Here is an 18,725-nt window from a genome sequence, read left to right on the forward strand (position 1 = left end):
GGCGCGCAGCGTCGCCGTCGGCACAGGGCGGAGCCCGCCCGTGATCAATCATGTGTGGATGACGCGCCTCGACGACGCCCTATACGACGGGCTCGGCCCCGTCGTCGACCTGGCCGCGGTCGAGCAGGGTGCGCAGGTCCCCGGCCTCGGGGGCGCCCAGCCGGGAGAAGAGGTCGTGGGCGCGGACGAGGCAGGCGCGGCTGCGCCGGGACTCGCCGAGCCCGGAGAGCGCCCGGCCCAGCACCCATAGGGCCTGGGCCTCGCCGTACGGATGGCCGATCTCGCGGCTGACGGTGAGGGCCTGCTCGGCGTGGCGGGTCGCGTCGGAGAAGCGCCCGGCGGCGATGAGCGTCTCGGCCAGGCGCGAGCAGACCCGCTGCTCCCAGACCCGCTGGTTGCCCGCCCGGAAGAAGGCCAGGCACTCGGCGTGGTGGTGGACCGCCTCGTTCAGCCGCCCGACCCGGGACAGCACGATGCCCAGGTGGTAGCGGGCCCGGGCGGTGCCCGCGGCGGAACCGATCTCGCTGAAGACCGCCAGGCCCTGTTCGGCGGCGGCGATCGCCTCCTCGGGCTGGCCGAGGAACAGGTGGTCGCGAGCGGAGTAGCTGAGCGTCAGGGCCGCACCGCCCGGCGCGTCGTTCTCCCGGAACTCCGTGCGGGCCGCGTCGAACCAGGACAGGGCCTCGGTGTGGCGGCGCTGCCGTCCGACCACCACGGCCAGCGCGTTGAGGGCCTCCCCGGTGACGATCCGGTCGCCGTCCGCCGACAGCTCCAGCACGGTCCGGAACTCCTGCTCGGCCTCGGCCAGCCGGTTCGCGCCGAACAGCAGTCTGCCGTTCAGGTAGCGGCAACGCAGCTCGGCGGAGGTCGCGTCCACGCGGCGGGCGGCGGTGAGCACCTCGCGGATCCGCAGGTCGAACTCGCGGACGTGGCTGCCGGACTCCAGCAGCGGTTCCATGGCGAGCAGCAGGTCGGCGGCGGGAAGCAGGCCGGCGGCGTCCCGCGCGCCCGCGGAGGCCTGGGAGATGGACGCGAACAGCCCCTCCGCTTCGGCCGAGAGCCAGGTCACGGCCTCGTCGGCGGAGGAGAACACGTGCCCGCTCCCGGAGACGGCCAGCCGGTCGGCGACCGTGCTGCCCTCGTAGGCGAGCCGGTGCGCCGACCGTGCGGAGGCCAGGTAGAAGCCGAGCAACCGCCGCAGCGCCGCGGCACCGGACTCCGCGCCGGATTCCGCGCGGGGGTGCGCACCGGATTCCGCGCCGGATTCCGCACCGGATCCTGTGCCGGCCTCCGCGCCGGCCTCCGCGCCGGGCTCCGTCCCGGACCCGGTGCCGGACCCGGGACCGGACCCGGTGCCGGGAAGCGCGCCGGAGACGCGCTCGGCGGTCCGGCGGGCGAAGAGCTTGAGCAGGTCGTGGAAGCGGTAGCGGCCGGGGGCCGGGGCCTCCAGCAGACTGGCGTCCACCAGCGACTCCAGCGCGTCCTCGGCGTCCATCGGGTCCAGGTCCAGGACGGCCGAGGCGGCGGAGACCGAGATGTCCGGCCCGCCGGGCAGGGAGAGCAGCCGGAACGCCCGGGCCTGGGCCGGGGTGAGCTGGCCGTACCCGAGGGCGAAGGTCGACTCCACCGCGAGGTCGCCCACCCGCATCTCGTCCAGCCGGCGGCGCTCGTCGGCCAGCCGGGGGACCAGGGAGGCGACCGTCCAGGTGGGGCGGGCGGCCAGGCGGGCCGCGACGATCCGTACGGCCAGCGGGAGGAAGCCGCACGCGGCGACCACGTCCATCGCGGCGGCCCGCTCGGAGTCCACCCGCTCGGTCCCGGCGACCGCGCGCAGCAGCCCCAGCGCCTCGTCCGGCTCCATCACGTCGAGGTCGATCAGGCGCGCCGCGGGCAGGTCGGCCAGTTTGTGGCGGCTGGTCACGATCGCCGCGCATCCGGAGGATCCGGGGAGCAGGTGGCCGACCTGCGCGGCGTCGCGGGCGTTGTCGAGCAGGACCAGCATCCGGCGGTCGGCCAGCAGCGAGCGGAACAGCGCCGAGCGCTCGGCCAGGCCGTCCGGGATGACGTCGGGGGGCAGTCCCAGTCCGCGCAGGAAGGCGGCCAGCGCGGACTCCGGCGCGGTCGGCTCGTCGCCGTACCCGCGCAGGTCGGCGTAGAGCTGCCCGTCGGGGAAGCGGTCGTGCATCGCGTGGGCGACGTGCACCGCCAGGGCGGTCTTGCCGACGCCGCCGATGCCCGAGATGGCTGCGACGGGGACGCCCTCCGGGCCGCCCGTGCCGTCCTGCGCGGAGAGCAGGACGCGGAGCCGGTCGATGATCTGGCGGCGGCCGGTGAAGTCGCCCACGGCCGCGGGCAGCTGCGCCGGGCGGGGCAGTTCCGGGGGATCGAACCCCCCGTCCTTCCCGGAGGCGGAGCCGGTGACGGCCGCGGGCACGGGTGCGGGCGCGGGTGCGGCGGACCGTACCGGGGCAGCGGGAGGGGCGGTGAGGGCCGGGTCGCCGGAGAGGATGCGCCGGTGCAGGGCGGTCAGTTCGGGGCCGGGGTCGATGCCGAGTTCGTCGACGAGCGCCTGGCGGGTGTCGGTGAAGACCGCCAGGGCGTCCGCCTGCCGCCCGCACCGGTAGTAGGCGAGCATGAGCTGGGCGCGCAGCCGCTCGCGGAGCGGGTGGTCGCGGGTGAGCGCGAGCAGGTCGGAGACGACCTCGGCGTGCCGGCCGAGCTCCAGGTCGAGGTCCGTCAGGGTTTCCAGCGCGCTCATCCGGCACTCCGTCAGCCGGTCGCGCTGGTGCTCGACGTAGGGGCCGACGGCTCCGGCCAGCGGTTCACCGGTGCACAGCGCCAGGGCCGCGCGCAGGATCCCGGCGGCCCTGGCGGGGTCCCCGGCGCGGCGGGCCGCCTCCGCCTCCTGGATCCCGGCCTCGAAGCGGTTCAGGTCGAACCAGGCCCCGGCCAGGCGCAGCGCGTAGCCGCGGCCGACCGAGGTGAGCAGCGCCGGCGGGGTGCGGGGGGAGCGGTCCGGTTCGAGTACGGCGCGCAGCCGGGAGACGTAGGTGCGCAGCGCGCCGAGGGCGCGGGGAGGGGCCTCCTCGCCCCAGACGCCGTCGATCATCTCGGTCGGTGTCACGGCCCGGCCCTCGCGGACCAGCAGCATCGCCAGAATGGAACGTTGCAAGGGGGTTCCCAGATCCAGTTCGGCGCCGTCGCGCCATGCCTGGACGGGGCCGAGTACGGCGAAGCGCAGGCCGTTGTCGCCGTCCTGTGCAGCCATGTCCGGTATCTCCACCCTAATGGGAAGTTTTGTGCCCAAATAATAGATCCTTTGCCGCTCGCCCCATAGTTCGCCGGGACGACCGGCCGGTCGGATCGTTGATCGGCCGTTGATCGGGCGTTGAATCCCGGACGGGATGCTGGTGCCGCAGCCGAGCACGGCCCCTACGGGGGCGGCCGTGCCCGGCCGATGGGGGCGCGAAGGCGGCAGGGGGTGCCGCCGACGGAAAAGGCCCGCCCGGGAACGATTTCCGGGCGGGCCTTTTTCCGTTAATTCGAAGGTGCGGGGACGTTCACGCGGCCTCGACGAGTCCGAGCCGCGCGTGCAGGCGTTCTCGCACGAGCGGCCATTCGGAACTCAGGATCGAGTAGAACGCGGTATCTCGGACCGTGTCGTCGGCGCCTCGGCTCTCCGCCCGCCGCACACCGTCGAGGTGTGCGCCGAGGGCCTCGATGGCGGCCCGGGAGCGGACGTTGCGCACGTCCGCCTTGAGGGTGACGCGGTGGACCTGCCAGGTCTCGAAGGCGAGCGAGAGCATCAGGTACTTGCTCTCCCGGTTGACGCCGGTGCCCTGGGCCGAAGCGGCCAGCCAGGTGTAACCGATGTCCGCCACGGACGGGACCTCGCCCACCGCTCCACGCGCGCCCGGCGGCCAGGGCATGGGCCCCTGCCAGTACTCCAGGTTCATGAGACGGGTGGCACCGACGATGCGGTCGGTGTGCAGCCACCGGATGGCGAAGGGCATCGTGCGGCCCTCCGCCTGCTCAGCCAGAGCGGCCTCCACGTAGGAGGCCATCTCGTCCCGGCCATGGGGGACGCGGGTGAACCCGTACGTCGTACGGTCTTCACCCGCCGCGGTGACGAGGTCGTCGACGGCCGCGAGGCTGAGCGGTTCCAGGCGCACGAGGCGCCCGGACAGGGTGACAAAAGCGGGCATGAGCACATGATGAGGGCTCTCTGTGACGCTCAATGCCAAATGGCGCGGGACATCTCCGTGAGCATCCGGGAAAGCGTGCGTCTCCCGGACGGAAGGCCAGCTCAGGAGGGATGAGGCGGACGGTGGGACGGCGCCGCCCGGCTCCCGGTTGCCAAACTGAGACGTGCGGTCCGGCGGAGCACCGCGGCGGGAGGCGGGCGACCTCTCACGCGGCGGCCCCCGGCGCCGCGGACCGGCCGCCGCCGCGGGTCACCGGACGGCGGGCGCGGCGGATACGGCGGGCGCGGCGGACAGGGCGGACAGGGCCTCGCCGAGGTGGTCGAGGGAGGCGGCGATCCAGGGCAGCGCGAGGGGGTCCGGAGCGCTCAGCGCGGCCAGCCGCTGCTCGGTGGTCTCGCCGTACAGGAGGCTGGTCGCCAGCCGGACCCGGAGCGCCGCGGGGTCGTCGCCGAAGGCGTGCCCCGGGAGCACGCCGACGTCGTACGCGTCGAGCAGGAGCGCGGCCAGCCCGGCGGAGGTGGAGACGTCCGCGCCGGGGCCGGCGGGGTCCAGGCGGCCGGTGAGGTCCGGGTAGAGGTAGAAGCCCCCCTGCGGGGCGGCCACCCGCACGCCCGCCCCGGTGAGCCGGGCGTGCGCCGCCCGCGCGACCGCGGCGTGCAGCCGCCTGCTGCGGTCGATCCGCTCGGCGAGCTCGGGCGGCTCGGTGTAGGCGTAGGCCGCCGCCTGCTGGACGGGGGCCGCCGGGCTGGACCAGATCTCGCTGGCCACCGCGAGCAGCCGGTCGCGCAGCCCGGCGGAGGGCAGCCGGGCCACCCCGATCCGCCAGCCGCCCAGGGCCAGGCTCTTGCTGAGCCCGCTGGTGACGACGGTGCGCTCGGGCGCGGCCTCGGCGGGGCTGAGGAAGCCGGCGTCCGGGTCGTGCACGAGGTCGCGGTAGATCTCGTCGGAGATGATCACCAGGTCGAGCGCGCGGGCGATCCCGGCGAGGGCCTCGACCGTGTCGGCTCCCGCGAGCGTCCCGCTGGGGTTGTCGGGGAGCGTGACCAGCAGCGAGCGCACGTCCCGGCCCGCGGCGCGCGCCCGCAGGACGGCGGGGACCACCCGCTCCGGGTCCGGCGCGCCGCCCTCGCCGGGGCACGCCGGAACGGGCACGGAGCGCGCCCCGGCCAGTTCGGCCTGGGCGGCGTAGCTGACCCAGCTCGGCACGGGCAGCACGACGTCGCCGCCGATCGCGAGCAGCAGGCCGTACAGCAGGGGCTTGCTGCCGGGGCCGCAGACGACGAGGCCGGGGTCGGTGGGCAGGCGCCGGCGGGTCCAGTAGCCGGCCGCCGCCTCGCGTAGCGCGGCCGCCCCCGCGACCGGTCCGTACCCGTTCTGCCCGGCCGCGGCGGAGAGCCGTTCCTGAAGGGCGGGGTGGACCGGCAGGCCCGCCTCGCCGAAGGCGAGGTTCAGCACGCGCCGGCCCGCGCGTCGTCTCCGGTCGATCTCCTCGTTCGCTGCCAAAGTGGCGGAAAGTGTGATGTTCATGGCGATTCCCCCCTGTGTTGCGGAACGTTCCCAGCGTGGTGGGATGGAGGCATCAGGACAAGCTTCGATTCGTGTGGGTGGGCGTAAGGAGATCCGATGCTCGATCTGCGCCGACTGATGGTGATCTGCGAATTCGCCCGGAAAGGGAGCATCGCCGCGACCGCCGCCTCCCTCGGATACAGCCCGTCGGCGGTCTCTCAGCAACTGGCCGCCCTGGAGCGCGAGGCCGGCGCCACGCTGATCGACCGGACCGCCCGCAGCGCCGAGCTGACCGACGCCGGCCGCCGGCTCGTCGAGCACGCCGAGCGCATCCTGGCCATGGTGGAGGCCGCCGAGTCCGACCTGTCCGCCCAGGCGGGCACCCCGTCGGGCCGGGTCACGGTCACGGCCTTCCCCACCGCCGCCGTCGCCTTCGCCCCCGCCCTGGCCCGGCTGCTGCGCCGGCACACCGCGCTCACCCTGCGGATGGCGCAGGGCCGCGCGGGGCGGGGGGCCCGCGAGGTCCAGTCGGGCACGGCCGACATCGCCGTGGTGGACGACTGGTACGGCCGGATGCGCGAGTCGGAGACCATGCGGGTCTTCCCGCTGCTGCGCGACCCGCTGGTGCTCGTGGTGCCGCGCACGCACCGCCTCGCCTCGCCCGGCGAACCGGTCGACCTGGCGGAGCTGCGCGACGAGCCGTGGATGGCCACCCCGGACGGCGAGCCCTCCCGGATGGCCGTCGACCAGATGATGGCCGCGGTCGGCGGGGTCGGGCCGGTGCCGTGGGAGTTCGAGGGGCTGAGCACCATCCTCAGCCTGGTCGCCCGGGGCGTCGGCATCGCCGCGGTGCCCGCCCTGGCCCTGGCGGCGGGCGTGCGCGGCATCGCCGTCCGGGAGATCCCCGGCACCCCGGCCGGCCGTGACGTGCACGCGGTCGTCCGCGCCTCCAGCGTGCACCGCCCCGCCGTCGCGGTGACCCTCCGGGCGGTCCACACCGCCGCCCGCTACCTCGCCGCCGACCTCACCGCCCTCGAACCCGCGGCCAGGTGACCGGAGGCCGGAGCGGTACGCGCGCCGGCGAACGGGCGGCGCCGCATTAGACTCCCCACGTGCCCCCCTCCTACGCGCTCGAGAAGCTGCTGTCCGACGGCGGGTCGAAGCCGGTGGCCGGGATCGACGAGGTCGGCCGGGGGGCGTGGGCCGGGCCGGTGGCGGTCTGCGCGGTGGTCACGGACCTGTCCGAGCCGCCCGCCGGGCTCACCGACTCCAAGCTGCTCAGCCGGGCCCGCCGCGAGGCCATGGTCGCCGAGATCACCGGCTGGGCCGTCGGGATCGGGTACGGCGAGGCGTCCCACGAGGAGATCGACGTCCTGGGCATGACCGAGGCGCTGCGCCGGGCCGCCCGCCGCGCCCTCGCCGAGCTGCCGGTCCGGCCCGAGGCGGTGATCCTGGACGGCAGGCACGACTACCTGGGCCCGCCCTGGCAGGTCCGGTGCGAGATCAAGGGCGACCTGTCCTGCGTCTCCGTCGCCGCCGCCTCGGTGATCGCCAAGGTCCGCCGCGACGCCTACATGGCCTCCCTCGGCCTCGACGCGTACGGCTTCGCGAGCAACGCCGGCTACCCCTCCCCGGTCCACCAGCGGGCCCTCGCCGAGCACGGCCCGACCGAGCACCACCGGCTGTCCTGGTCCTACCTCGACAAGCTGCCCCGCTGGCGCCACCTGAGAAGGCACCGCGACGCCGCGGCGGGCGCGGGCCAGCTCGGGCTCTTCGGGTAGCCGGGGCGATGGAGGCGACCGGGGCGGCGGGGGTGGCCGGGCCGATGCGGATCGGCGTCTTCCTGGTGGCGGCGGGCTTCCCCGGCCGCGCGCCGGGCGAGGTGCTGCGGGACACGGTCGAGGCGGTCGCCGCGGCGGAGGAGGCCGGGTTCGACGACGCGTGGATCGCCGAGCACCACTTCATGTCGTACGGCGTGTGCCCGTCGGCGGCGACGCTGGCCGGGGTGGCGCTGGGCCGTACGAGCCGGATCCGGGTGGGGACGGCGGTGAGCGTGCTGTCCACCCGGCACCCCGTCGACCTGGCCGAGCAGGCGGCGGTCCTCGACCAGGTCTCGGGCGGGCGCTTCCTGCTGGGCGTGGGCCGGGGCGGGCCGTGGGTGGACCTGGAGGTGTTCGGCACCGGGCTGGACCGGTTCGAGCGGGGCTTCGCCGAGTCGCTCGACCTGCTCTGCGCGGCGCTGGAGCGGGGCGAGGTCGCGGCCGACGGGGAGTTCTTCCGGTTCCGCCGGGTGCCGGTGGTCCCGGCGGCGCGGCTGCGGCCGGTGGTGGCCTGCACCTCGCCGGGGACCGCGGCGCTGGCCGCCGCCCGGGGACTGCCGATGCTGCTCGGCATGCACGTCGGCGACGAGGAGAAGGCGGCCATGATCCGGTCCTACGACGCCGCCGTCCCCGGACGGGCGGACGCACCGACACCAGGCCCGGCGGGACCCGGCCCGGCGGCGCGCGGTGCGGCGGGACGGCGGGACCCCGGGCACGTCGCCGCCGCCGTGGGCTACGTGGCCGACTCGACGGCGCAGGCCGTACGGGAGCTGAGGGAGAGCATGCCGCGCTGGCTGGAGCCGGGGCTGGCGGGATACGTGCCGGTGGACGGGCGGCCTCGGCCGCGCCGGGACGTCCCGGCCTACGTGGACTTTCTGTGCGCGACGCACCCGGTCGGCTCGGCGGACCACTGCGTCGCGTCGATCGAGCGGACCGTCGCCGCGACGGGCCTGCGGCACCTCATCCTGATGGTCGAGGGCGCGGGCGAGCAGGCCCGGACCCTGGAGAACATCAGACGCCTCGGCGCCGAGGTCCTGCCCCGGATCCGCTGACCGGTCACCGCGTCACGGCCCGTCCGGGCCGATCGGTCCTGCGGGCGGGAGTCGGGTCCGGCGGCGCGCAGTGTCGCGGGTGGCCGGGCGGTGCCTCCGCGCGGAGGCGGGAGTCGGGTGGAGGCGCGCGCCCTGACGCGGGAGTCGGGTGGAGGCGCGCCAGGACGGGGGAAGCGGCTCCGGGCCCGCGGGGCACCGCCCGGCGGGCCCGGAGCCGTGGGGGTTCAGCAGTCGACGAGCTCGGGGGACTGGTTGAGGATCTGGGAGCGGGCGGTGGTGAACTCGGCGTGGGCGGCGGTGGCGGACAGGTCGAAGACCGCGACCCGGTGGCAGTTCTGGAAGGCCAGCTTCACTCCGAAGTGGCGCTCCAGGGCGCCGCGCATGGCGTCGCTGGCCAGGCAGCGCAGGAGCTGGCCCGCGGGCCTCCTCGCTGGGCGGGGGGACGGTGTTGTCGGTGAACTCGGCGCCGGTGCGCGTCCGCTCCCGGACCAGGCCGTCGATCAGGGACCAGGCGTAGGGCAGGGAGTCGCGGACGCAGGCGACGAACGCCGCGTCGTCCACCTCGCCGGCCTCGGCCTGGTCGAGAAGGTCCTTGGAAACGGTCAGCGACATGCTGCGTTCTCCTCTCGGGAAGGGGATCTTTCAGACACTAGATCGGGTCCGTCCGCCGCTCCACCTAGCGCTGGAGCGACACTCGTGTGGGCCCGAAGACGAAATCCGGGTCGACCTGGGCGGCGAGGTCCTCGCCGATGGCCCGGTTCGCCCAGGCCCGGGCGTTGCGCAGGTGGAACTCGACGGTCTGGCGGCCGAACCGCTCCCAGTCCTTCTCCTGGGAGTCGACGTGCTTGAGCAGCACGCCGAGGGCCTCGGCGTTGGCGGGCTCCAGGTCCTCCAGGGTGAACGGCCGGCCCTGCTCCATGGCCCGCACCGCGGCCGAGTGCTCCAGGCAGACGAGCAGGTCGTCGCCGACGTGCTCGCGTAGGAAGGCGACGTCGCCGGGGCCCTGGACCTTGTTGCCGACGACCGCGAGGGGCACGTCGTAGTCGGCGGCGTACTCGCGGTACTGCCGGTAGACGCCGACACCCTGCCGGGTCGGCTCGGCGACCAGGAAGGTCATGTCGAAGCGGGTGAACAGGCCGGAGGCGAAGGAGTCGGCCCCGGCGGTCATGTCCACCACGACGTGCTCGCCGTGGCCGTCGACGAGGTGGTTGAGGTAGAGCTCGACCGCGCCGACCTTGGAGTGGTAGCAGGCGACGCCGAGGTCCTCCTCGCTGAACGGGCCGGTGACCATCAGGCGGGGGCCGTCCGGCGTCGCGGTCGAGAAGCGGGCGTGGACCGGGTCGTCGGCCGGGTCCAGGCTCAGCAGCCGGGAGCCGCGGCCGGGCGGGGTGGTCTTGACCATGGCGGCGGCCGAGGTGATGCGGGGGTTGTCGCCGCGCAGCCACTCCTTGATCTCGGTCAGGTGGGAGCCCATCGGGCGGGGCGGCGCGCCCTCCGCCACGCCCAGGACCATGCCCAGGTGCTGGTTGATGTCGGCGTCGACGGCGACGACCGGGCCGCCCTGACGCGCCGTGTATCTCGCGAACAGCGCCGACAGAGTCGTCTTGCCGCTGCCGCCCTTGCCGACGAATGCCACCCTCACGACGACGATCCAATCTGATTATGAAAACCATTGCAAGCTCTGTGCGTGGCCATCATGCCACGGCGGGTGAGGTCCCGGTGCGGGTTGGCGGAAAGAGGAGCGCGTCATGACCCCTCCTGGGGGCACCCCGGATGCGGACCATACGGCACCGTATGGAATCGTCTCCCGTGGCGACCCGGAGGGGTCCGCCGGGCCGGGACCTCCGGGAATCCGGATCCGGCCGCCCCGCCCTCCTACTCTCCGATCGGGAGCGACCATGCCGTACGCCGTCGAATGGCCGGAGCTCCGCGCCCTCACCGAGGACGCGGACCACGTGGACGTCAAGACAGTCGAGGGGGAGGTCGCCCTCAGGGAGTTCCTGGCCGGCTTCATCTCCTACGAGCCGGGCTGGATCCGCCTCCTCTACCGCGTCCGGGCGGGGTTCGTCCGGCTGCTCGGCATGCGCCAGGACGAGCAGCCCTCGACCGCGGGGACGCGTCCGGAGGACATCCCGTTCACGCCCGGGGAGAAGCTGGCCTTCTTCACCGTCGCCGAGGCCGAGGAGGAGCGCTACTTCGTGGCGGGCGCCACGGAGTCGCACCTGACCGCGTGGGTCGCGGTGGTGGCCGAACCCGGCCGCTTCCACGTCGTGACCGTCGTGAAGTACCACCGCTGGACCGGGCCGGTCTACTTCAACGTCATCCGCCCCTTCCACCATCTGGTCGTCGCGGGCATGGCCAGGGCGGGCGTCGCGCCGCGGGCCGGGACGGCGCGCCCGTAGCGCGGGCCGCCCGCGGAGCCGCCGGTGCTCAGGGGCAGGTCTCGTCGAGGAAGACGGTCTCCTGCGGTGTCGGTGTCGGTGTCGGTGTCGGTGGCGGGGTGGGCGTCGGGGCCGATCCGGAAGCCGGTGCGGGATCCGACGGCGCCGATGCCGATCCCGATCCCGATGCCGATCCCGATCCCGATTCCGGCGCCGATGCCGATGCCGATTCCGGTGCGGCCGACGTCGCCGGTGTGCGTGCCCGGGTCTGCGCTGGTGCCGCCGGTGCCGCCGCCGATGCCGTGGGCGGAGGGGCGGGAGCGGGGACGGGGGCCGGCCGCGCCGCCGGTCCGGGTACGGCGGTGGCGGCCGGGGGAAGCGCGGCGGTGACCTTTCGCCTGATCAGGGCGTAGTCGGGGACGACGGGGTCGATCACCGGCGGGACGAACTGCAGGCTCCTGATCCGGGTGCCCTTCACCTTGTCGGCCAGGTCGACCAGGTGGGGCAGGAGCGCCCGGGGGACGTCGGTGGAGACGGTGTCCAGCGCGGCCTCCGCGATCTCCTCGAAGCCGCCGATGACCGTCACCGGGTCGGCCTGCTTGGCCACGGCGTTCAGCAGGCACTTCTGCCGGCTCATCCGGACGTAGTCGCTGGTGTGGGTGCGGGACCGGCCGTACCAGAGCGCCTCCTCGCCGGACAGGACGCGGGTGCCCGGCCGGACGAGGCCCTCGTTGCGCCTGCCGTACACGATGGGCTCGGGCACGGTGAGGCGCACACCGCCCATCGCGTCGATCATCTTGGCGAAGCCCCGCATGTCGACCATCGCGTAGTAGGGCACGTCCAGGCCGAGGACGTCGCCGACCGTCCTCTTCAGCAGGATGGGACCGCGCTCCCCGTCGGGGGTGCCGGGGACCGTCTCGGGGTGGTCCTCGGCGTACTGCCAGATCTCGTTGAGGATCCCCGGCGTGTGCGGCGGCTCGCCCGTGAAACCGCGCGGGAAGCGGTCGCGGGCCGGGCCGGCCGGCAGGGGGACGTGCGCCAGGTTGCGGGGCAGGCCGAGCAGGACCGTGTCGCCGGTGCGGGTGTCGACGCTCGCCACGGTCACGCTGTCGGTGCGCACGCCGTACCGGCCGGTGGCGGCGTCCGCGCCGACCAGCAGGAGATTGAGCCGCTCCCGGCCCCGCCACGGATCGGCCGGGACGGGTGTGGAGCCGGCCGCGAACAGCGAGGTCATCACGTGCTGGGAGACGTGGGCGAGCCGGGCGGCGTACGCGGCGGGGAGCATCACCAGCACGCAGAGCAGGCCCACGGCGGAGGCGGACAGGCGGCGGGCGGCCCGGCTGAGGCCCTGCGGCCGCAGGAGCCGGTAGGAGCTGATGACCACGGCCACGGTGACGGTCGCCAGCAGCAGCGCCACCGCCCCGAAGGCCTGCAGCCAGCCGGGCCGCACGGCCAGGGTGAGCAGGAAGGAGTCGGCGGTGAGGACCGCGGTCGCGGTCATCGTGATCACGGTCAGGGAGGAGGCCATGAGCAGGGCGCCCGTCCTGCGCCGCCCCGCCCGCAGATGGGCCAGACCCCACAGCACCGCCGAGCCGAGCGTGAACGCCAGACTCGACCCGATGCCCGGACGACGCCTGTGACCTGCCATCTGTTCACTATTCCCGGTCCGTCCCCGGGACTGCCGCAGGTTAGTGCCCGATATTGGCTTATTAAGACATGTATACGGTCATATCCAAATCAGGCGCTGTCGAGGTTCTGCCGGAGGCGCCGGGCCTCAACCGGCCCCGCCGGGCCTCAACCGGCCCCGCCGGGGCCTCAACCGGCCCCGCCGGGGTCCTGTCGAGGTCATGCCGGGGATGCGGACGCCTCCGGGTGCCCCGGTCCGCGGGGCCGCCTGCCCCCCGCTTCGCGGGCGGCCCGGCTCACCAGTCCGCGGCGCCCGCGAACGACGTCGGCGCCGGGCGGTAGCCGAGCACCTCGCGGGCGGCGGTGGTGTCCAGCGTGCGCTCGACGGCCAGATGGCCGACGGCGTACCGGGTCAGGCGGGGTGGACGCGTCCGCCCGAGCAGCCGGGCGGCCGTCTCGGCGACGGCGGCGACGGGTTCGGCGAGCCGGAGCGGCAGGTAGTACGGCTCCGCGGCGACACCCCGCTCCCGCAGGATCGCGCGCAGCGCGTCGTCCAGGACGACCGGCTCGGCGTCGGCGACGTTGAAGACGCCCTGGACGCCGTGGACGCCCTGGACGCCGTGGACGCCGTGGACGCGGTGGTCGCGGTGGACGCGGTGGTCGCCGTGGTCGCGGTGGTCGTCGTGGTCGCCGTGGACGCGGTGGTCGTCGTGGTCGCCGTGGACGCGGTGGTCGTCGTGGTCGCCGTGGACGCGGTGGTCGCCGTGGTCGTGGTGGTCACCGCGGCGTACGGCCTGGGCCGCGAGCAGGCAGGCGCGGGCCAGGTTCCCCACCGAGGTGAGACTGACCCGCTGCCGCCCGTCGCCCACGGCGACCAGCCGTCGGCCCCGGACCGCGCCGAGCACGCGGGGGAGCAGCGTCGTGTCCCCGGGGCCGTAGACGGCGTGCGGGCGCAGGACGATCGTCCGGCCCGGGGCCGCCTCCGCCGCGGCCCGTTCGGCGGCGGCCTTGGACGCGCCGTAGGCGTTGACGTACCGCGCGACCGGGGCCTCGTCCTCGCGCGCCATCACGGTCGGCCGGAACGGGTCGTAGACGCTCGCCGTGCTCACGTGCACGAACCCGGCGCGGGGGAACGCCTCGGCCGCGCTCCGGGTCCCGGCCACGTTGGCCGCCCAGATCTCCGCCGGAGGCCCCCAGTCGGTGACGCCGCCCGCGCAGTGCACCACCGCGTCCACCTCGGGCGGTCCGGGTCGCAGGCCGTGCCCGCCGAGCAGATCCCACGCCAGGTACGGCGCGCCGCCGACGTGGGCGGGCTCCACCGCGGGCCGCCTGCCGAAGGCGTGCACCTCCCAGCCCTCGGCGCGGGCCGCCCGGCACACCGCGCCGCCGACGAACCCGGACGCGCCCGTCACCGCGATCCTCACCGGGCCACCAAGGCGCGGAGTGCGGCGCGGTCGAGCTTGTCGGCGCGGCCGGAGCGGGGGAAGGCGTCGAGCGCGACGATCCGGTCGGGAAGGGCGCCGGCGTCCACCAGGTCCGGCAGGGCTCCGCGCAGCCGTGCCTCGTCGTACCCCGGGGCGGGGACGACGGCGAGCACGACCTCCTCGTCGCCGGTCCCCGGATCGGCCAGACCGACGATGGCGGCCTCGGCGACGCCGGGCAGCGCGGTGATCGCGGGCTCGTAGAGGCCGGGATAGATGTTGAACCCGTCGCGCAGGATCATGTCCTTCTTCCGGCCGAGCAGGACCAGGCGGCCATCGGAGATCCTGACGAGATCACCCGTGGCGACCTCGCGCAGCGGCTCCCCGCCCAGGTAGCGGTCGGCCAGGTGCGGCCCGGAGACCAGCAGCTCGCCGTCCCCTGCCAGGCGCGTCCCCACCCCCGGCAGGGGAGCCCCGAGCAGGTCGCCCTCGGCGCCCGACGCGGTGTGGGAGAGCTTCTCCTCCGCCGAGGCGATCGCGATGGGCAGCGCCTCGGTCATCGCGTAGACCGACAGCACCTCCGGGCCCGCCCCGACCGCCCGGCGGAGCACTCCGGCGGGCGCGGGGGCGGATCCGAGCAGCAGGTGACGGAGCGTCCTCGGCAGCCGGGGCGTCTCGCGGAGCAGCCGGTCCAGGCGGACCGGGACGGCGAAGGCGTGGGTGGCCCCGCGCTCCGCCAGTTCCGCGGCGAGGGGCCCCCGGCCGGGCAGCGACCAGGTGGCCCCGGCCATCAGCGCGGGCAGCCCCAGCATCAGCTGGTCGGTGTGCACGACGTCCCCCGGCCCGAGCGGGAACGCGCCGCGGAACAGCTCCAGTCCCGCCGCGAGCGACCCCCGGGTGTGCACCACCCCGCGCGGACTGGCCGTGGTCCCCGACGTGAAGATCACCGCGGCGGGCTGCTCCGCCCGGGACGGCCGCGGCCCGAGCCCGTCCGGAGGCGCCGGCAGGCGGCTCAGCCGCAGCGCGCCGCGCGGCACCCCCGGCAGCCAGGGCCCCGCGTACAGGTGGCGGACCGGATGGCCGGGGAGGGGGTCGCGCAGGTCGGGCAGGAGCAGGCCGCGGCGGCGGGCCAGGGGTCGGAGCGGCCCGCTCAGGGTGTGCAGCAGCGACTCGGTGACCACCCACCTGGGCCGGGTGGCGGCCATCCGGGCGGCCAGCACCCCCGGCGCCAGGCCGGGATCGGCCAGTACGAGCGTCCCGCCCGCGGCCACCGCGCCCAGCGCCGTCACCACCGCGTCCACGCCGGGCCGTACCGCGAACAGCACCCCGTCCCCCGGCTCCAGCCCGTCCATGGCGGCCCGGACCGCGTCCACCCGGCGGGCCAGCGCGCCGTAGGCGATCTCCCGGCCGCGGCCGTCGACGAGCGCGGTCCGGTACGGCTCCCGCCCGGCGGCGGCCATGATCCCGGTGACGATGTCGTTCATGGAGCGGCGGTCCAGGGGGTGGTAGGGGCCCCGGCGGGGTCCGCGGAACGGCGGACCGGCGGGTTCGGACGGTGCGGAGAGCGCAGGACGTTCATGCGGCGGTGATCCACAGGTGCTCGTAGGTGGGGAGGAGGACCCCGCGGGCGGCGCGCCGCCCCGTGACGCGGATGTCGCGGGACAGCACCGTCGAGGCCACCGCGCGGATCTCCGCCAGCGCCAGGGGATAACCGATGCAGAAGTGCGGGCCCGCGCCGAACCAGAGGCGGCGCAGCTCGGGCGGGTGCGGGCGGGACGGGTCGAAGGGACCGTGGGCACGGGTGCAGTTGTGGGTGACGATCAGCACCCGGTCGCCGGGCCGTACCGCCACCCCGCCGACGCGGGCGGACTCGGCGACCGAGCGGAGCATCAGCGGGGTGGGGGTGGTGATCCGCATGGCCTCGTCGATCACCCGGTCCAGGTCCTCCAGGACGGCGCGGCGGTCGAGGCCGTGGTCGGAGACCAGCGCGACCAGGCGGGGCACGAGGGTGGCGACGGTCTCGGTCCCGGTCAGGAAGAACGCCCCGGCCGCGCCCCGCGCCTCGGCCGCGGACAGCCCGAGCTCCCGCATCCGGCCCATCACCGTGGACGGGTCCCCCGCCTCGTAGGCGGCCTGGGCGATGTCCCCGATCCGGTCCAGGACCCGCCGGGCGACCGCGACCTGCCGGTCCGACAACCGGCGGGAGCGCAGCGAGACCATCGAGACGACCCGCTCTCCCTCGGCGAACAGCTCCCGGGCCCGCGCCTCGGCGACCGCGGCGGACCCCGGGCCCGAGCCGGAGTCGGGGCCCGAACCGGAGTCGAGGTCCGGGCCGGAGTCGGAGCCGGAGCCGGGGCCCGAATCGAGGTCCGAGCCGGGGCCCGAGCCGAGGTCCAGCCCGATGACCCGGCAGATGACGGCTCCGGCCATCACCCGCATGGCGTCCACCAGGTCGACGGTCTCGCCGCGCGCCAGGCGCGCGTCCAGCGCCGCGAGGGGCGCGCGCAGCACCTCGTCCACCAGCCCGGCCACGTAGGCCGGGGTGAACAGCGGCATCAGCTTCCTGCGCAGCGCCAGGTGGTCCGGACCCTCCATGTTGAGCAGCACGGACGGCCCGAGCACCGGTGTCCACAGGTCGCCCGGCGAGCCGGGGCCGTCCTTGCGGAAGCGCCCGTCGGTCAGCACGGCGCGCGCCACGGAGGCGTCGTTGACCACCACGCCCAGTCCCGGCACCCGGACCACCGGGCCGCACCGGGCCAGCAGGCGCATCAGCGGGTAGGCGAACGGGTGGGCGGCCAGGTAGAGCCGCGTCTCGTGGTCCACCGGCCGCCACCGCCACGGCCGCCTCACCGCGCGCTCCACCGGCCGCCACCGGCGTTCCGTCGGCCGCCTCACCGGATGTCGACCACGTCGGGCCGGTAGCGGTGGTCGGCGTACCAGGCCAGGGTGCCGGCCAGGCCGTAGGCGCGCAGCCGCCGGACCGAGCCGTGCACGACGACGTCGCGGCGGGAGCCGTACGCGGCGGTGACCTTCCTGACCCGGTTGACCAGGGCGCGGTCCTCGTGGACCTCCTCGATCGCGGTGCGCGGGAAGCCGCCCGCGCGCTCGTAGAGATCGGCGGTGATCGCCAGGTTGCAGCCGGGCATCATCACGTACGGCCCCTTGTGGAGCGGGTCCCGGTTGCCCGGCCGGAACCGGCCGAACGCCGCCGCCACGTCGATCACGAACGGGATGAGCCGCCGCTCCCAGAACCTCAGCGGGAACTCGTCGGTCCGCGGCACGAGCCGCCCGCCGACCATCTCCAGGCCGTCGCCGAACGCGCGGCGGATGTTCCGCACCCAGTCGGCGCGCGGCAGGCAGTCGGCGTCGGTGCGGGCGACGTGGGTCGCCCCGTGCGCGACGGCGTGCCGCACGCCGGTGTCGGAGGCCGCGCCGGTGCCCTTCCGGGGTTCGGAGACCACCTGCACGCCGTGCCGCCGGACGACCTCGGCGGTGCCGTCGGTGCTCGCGTTGTCCACCACGAGCAGTGTGAAGTCGCGGTCGTCCTGCGCCGCCAGCGCGCGCAGCGTCGCCTCGATGCCGGCGGCCTCGTTGTACGCCGGGACGATCACCCACAGGTCCATCACATCTCCGCCAGCATCACGCCCATGCTGATCCCGCCGCCCAGGCCCAGCAGCGCCACCCGGTCGCCGGGCTCCCAGGAGCCCAGCGCGAGCTGGAGCGGGAGCGTGGCCGAGGCGCAGTTGCCGTGCTCGGGCAGGCTGACGACCAGCCTGTCGTCGGGGATGTCCAGCACCTCGGCCAGGAACCGCAGGTACGGCATCGCGACCTGGTGGACCGCCACGACGGCGAAGTCGTCCCAGGTCAGGCCGGTCCGCTTGAGCGCGTTGAGGAAGATGTCCGGGCCGATGCGCTCGAAGGCCTCCTTCAGCCGCCGCCCGTCGCCCTGGAAGTAGGAGTGCTCGGGGTCGCGGGGATGGACCGAGCCGCCGCCGGGCAGGGTGCCGACCGCCCACGCGGCGGAGTCGGCGGAGAAGTCGCGGTAGAAGACGCCGCGCTCGGCGTCCGCCTCGACCAGCACGGCCGCCCCGCTGTCGGAGAGCGTGTACCCGGCGAAGGAGTCCGCGAACTGCGCCCGGTCCCGGACCCGCCACCGGATCGCCCGCGACGGGGTCTCGCCGGAGCAGACCAGGACCGTGCGGTGCGCCCCGGACAGGATCAGCGCCTCGGCCACCTGGAGGCCGTTGAGCAGGCTGTTGCAGGCGTTCTTGACGTCGAACACCGGGCACGACAGGCCCAGTTTGGCCGCCGCGATGTGCGCGGTGGCGGGCTCGACCATGTCCTGCGAGGCCGAGGCGAAGATCATGAGATCGGCGTCGGAGGCGGGCCGGGGGAGTCTCCGGACGGCCTCCACCGCCAGGTCGGACGCCTGCTGGTCGTCGCGGGCCACGTGCCGCCGCCGGATCCCCGTCATGCGCTCGACGATCCCCCGGCGGGGGGCGTATCCCTCGATCCGGCGCTCCACGTCCGAGCTGGTCAGCGTCCGTTCGGGCAGATACGTCGCGACGCCCGTGATACGGGCCTTCATCGCGCCCCCTCATCCGGTCAGGTCTCCCAGTGCCTGCGCAATGTATAACCCGAAATGGCATTTCTCCTAGTCAGGAGGAGGGAGGAAGCCGGTCGGGGTGTCCGCCGCCGTTCTCGGGGCAGACGT

The 18,725-nt window shown here is 75.1% G+C and carries 14 protein-coding genes and 1 pseudogene; 4 read left to right on the plus strand and 11 right to left on the minus strand.

The features are described 5' to 3' along the window. Positions 1-79: 79 nt before the first annotated feature. The 3 genes from HS045_RS34320 to HS045_RS09510 form a co-directional block, all read right to left on the minus strand. On the minus strand, positions 80-3,268 hold the full coding sequence (locus tag HS045_RS34320) for a BTAD domain-containing putative transcriptional regulator (RefSeq protein WP_230883508.1): 3,189 nt from the start codon (positions 3,266-3,268) through the stop codon (positions 80-82). 292 nt (positions 3,269-3,560) lie between these two features. Then, positions 3,561-4,205, minus strand: a complete 645-nt coding sequence (locus HS045_RS09505) for a GNAT family N-acetyltransferase (RefSeq protein WP_196450717.1) — start codon at positions 4,203-4,205, stop codon at positions 3,561-3,563. Between the two features lie 249 nt (positions 4,206-4,454). Beyond that, on the minus strand, positions 4,455-5,732 hold the full coding sequence (locus HS045_RS09510) for a pyridoxal phosphate-dependent aminotransferase (RefSeq protein ID WP_196450718.1): 1,278 nt from the start codon (positions 5,730-5,732) through the stop codon (positions 4,455-4,457). Between the two features lie 96 nt (positions 5,733-5,828). Between HS045_RS09510 and HS045_RS09515 the strand changes: the two genes are divergently transcribed. Genes HS045_RS09515 through HS045_RS09525 form a run of 3 tightly spaced genes read left to right on the plus strand, consistent with a single transcriptional unit; the run spans position 5,829 to position 8,583 of the window. Next, positions 5,829-6,764, plus strand: coding sequence for a LysR family transcriptional regulator (locus tag HS045_RS09515; protein WP_196450719.1), 936 nt, complete (start codon positions 5,829-5,831; stop codon positions 6,762-6,764). Positions 6,765-6,823: 59 nt separating this feature from the next. After that, the gene (locus HS045_RS09520; protein WP_196450720.1) at positions 6,824-7,492 is read left to right on the plus strand and encodes a ribonuclease HII; all 669 of its coding nucleotides are present in this window, start codon (positions 6,824-6,826) and stop codon (positions 7,490-7,492) included. Between the two features lie 44 nt (positions 7,493-7,536). Then, on the plus strand, positions 7,537-8,583 hold the full coding sequence (locus tag HS045_RS09525) for an LLM class flavin-dependent oxidoreductase (RefSeq protein ID WP_196451134.1): 1,047 nt from the start codon (positions 7,537-7,539) through the stop codon (positions 8,581-8,583). A 224-nt stretch (positions 8,584-8,807) separates the two neighbouring features. Here HS045_RS09525 and HS045_RS09530 read toward each other — a convergent pair. Both HS045_RS09530 and HS045_RS09535 read right to left on the minus strand, forming a co-directional pair. Next, positions 8,808-9,195: pseudogene (locus tag HS045_RS09530) on the minus strand (SCO5389 family protein). 64 nt (positions 9,196-9,259) lie between these two features. Further along, the gene (locus tag HS045_RS09535; protein WP_196450721.1) at positions 9,260-10,225 is read right to left on the minus strand and encodes an ATP-binding protein; all 966 of its coding nucleotides are present in this window, start codon (positions 10,223-10,225) and stop codon (positions 9,260-9,262) included. 256 nt (positions 10,226-10,481) lie between these two features. On the opposite strand from HS045_RS09535, the gene HS045_RS09540 reads away from it, so the two are divergent. Further along, positions 10,482-10,985: a DUF2867 domain-containing protein gene (locus HS045_RS09540; RefSeq protein WP_196450722.1), complete on the plus strand. Its 504-nt coding sequence runs from the start codon at positions 10,482-10,484 to the stop codon at positions 10,983-10,985. 28 nt (positions 10,986-11,013) lie between these two features. On the opposite strand, the gene HS045_RS09545 is transcribed toward HS045_RS09540, so the two are convergent. The 6 genes from HS045_RS09545 to HS045_RS09580 all read right to left on the minus strand — a co-directional run bounded on the left by HS045_RS09545 (position 11,014) and on the right by HS045_RS09580 (position 18,599). Beyond that, entirely contained in the window at positions 11,014-12,612 is a 1,599-nt protein-coding gene (locus tag HS045_RS09545) for an LCP family protein (protein ID WP_196450723.1), read from the minus strand. A gap of 274 nt (positions 12,613-12,886) precedes the next feature. After that, positions 12,887-14,014 carry an NAD-dependent epimerase/dehydratase family protein gene (locus HS045_RS34325; protein ID WP_307827436.1) on the minus strand — a complete coding sequence of 376 codons (1,128 nt, stop codon included), beginning with the start codon at positions 14,012-14,014 and terminating at the stop codon, positions 12,887-12,889. Then, positions 14,011-15,495, minus strand: coding sequence for a class I adenylate-forming enzyme family protein (locus HS045_RS09560; RefSeq protein WP_196450724.1), 1,485 nt, complete (start codon positions 15,493-15,495; stop codon positions 14,011-14,013). The genes HS045_RS34325 and HS045_RS09560 overlap by 4 nt, the downstream gene beginning before the upstream one ends. Positions 15,496-15,586: 91 nt before the next feature. Then, positions 15,587-16,834, minus strand: a complete 1,248-nt coding sequence (locus HS045_RS34330) for a cytochrome P450 (protein ID WP_307827464.1) — start codon at positions 16,832-16,834, stop codon at positions 15,587-15,589. A 68-nt stretch (positions 16,835-16,902) separates the two neighbouring features. Continuing rightward, positions 16,903-17,634, minus strand: a complete 732-nt coding sequence (locus HS045_RS09575; RefSeq protein ID WP_196450725.1) for a glycosyltransferase family 2 protein — start codon at positions 17,632-17,634, stop codon at positions 16,903-16,905. Further along, positions 17,634-18,599 (minus strand): 3-oxoacyl-ACP synthase III family protein, encoded by a 966-nt coding sequence (locus HS045_RS09580; protein ID WP_196450726.1) that lies wholly within the window; start codon positions 18,597-18,599, stop codon positions 17,634-17,636. Before HS045_RS09580 ends, HS045_RS09575 begins: the two co-directional genes overlap by 1 nt. Between the last annotated feature and the right edge of the window lie 126 nt (positions 18,600-18,725).

This window comes from Planomonospora sp. ID82291 (genome assembly GCF_015711645.1).
Taxonomy (GTDB): Bacteria; Actinomycetota; Actinomycetes; order Streptosporangiales; family Streptosporangiaceae; genus Planomonospora.

Coding starts and splice junctions, on each gene's coding strand:
- HS045_RS34320 (WP_230883508.1), bottom strand. CDS start 3,268: ATGGCTGCACAGGACGGCGACAACGGCCTGCGCTTCGCCGTACTCGGC.
- HS045_RS09505 (WP_196450717.1), bottom strand. CDS start 4,205: ATGCCCGCTTTTGTCACCCTGTCCGGGCGCCTCGTGCGCCTGGAACCG.
- HS045_RS09510 (WP_196450718.1), bottom strand. CDS start 5,732: ATGAACATCACACTTTCCGCCACTTTGGCAGCGAACGAGGAGATCGAC.
- HS045_RS09515 (WP_196450719.1), top strand. CDS start 5,829: ATGCTCGATCTGCGCCGACTGATGGTGATCTGCGAATTCGCCCGGAAA.
- HS045_RS09525 (WP_196451134.1), top strand. CDS start 7,537: ATGCGGATCGGCGTCTTCCTGGTGGCGGCGGGCTTCCCCGGCCGCGCG.
- HS045_RS09540 (WP_196450722.1), top strand. CDS start 10,482: ATGCCGTACGCCGTCGAATGGCCGGAGCTCCGCGCCCTCACCGAGGAC.
- HS045_RS09545 (WP_196450723.1), bottom strand. CDS start 12,612: ATGGCAGGTCACAGGCGTCGTCCGGGCATCGGGTCGAGTCTGGCGTTC.
- HS045_RS09560 (WP_196450724.1), bottom strand. CDS start 15,495: ATGAACGACATCGTCACCGGGATCATGGCCGCCGCCGGGCGGGAGCCG.
- HS045_RS09575 (WP_196450725.1), bottom strand. CDS start 17,634: ATGGACCTGTGGGTGATCGTCCCGGCGTACAACGAGGCCGCCGGCATC.
- HS045_RS09580 (WP_196450726.1), bottom strand. CDS start 18,599: ATGAAGGCCCGTATCACGGGCGTCGCGACGTATCTGCCCGAACGGACG.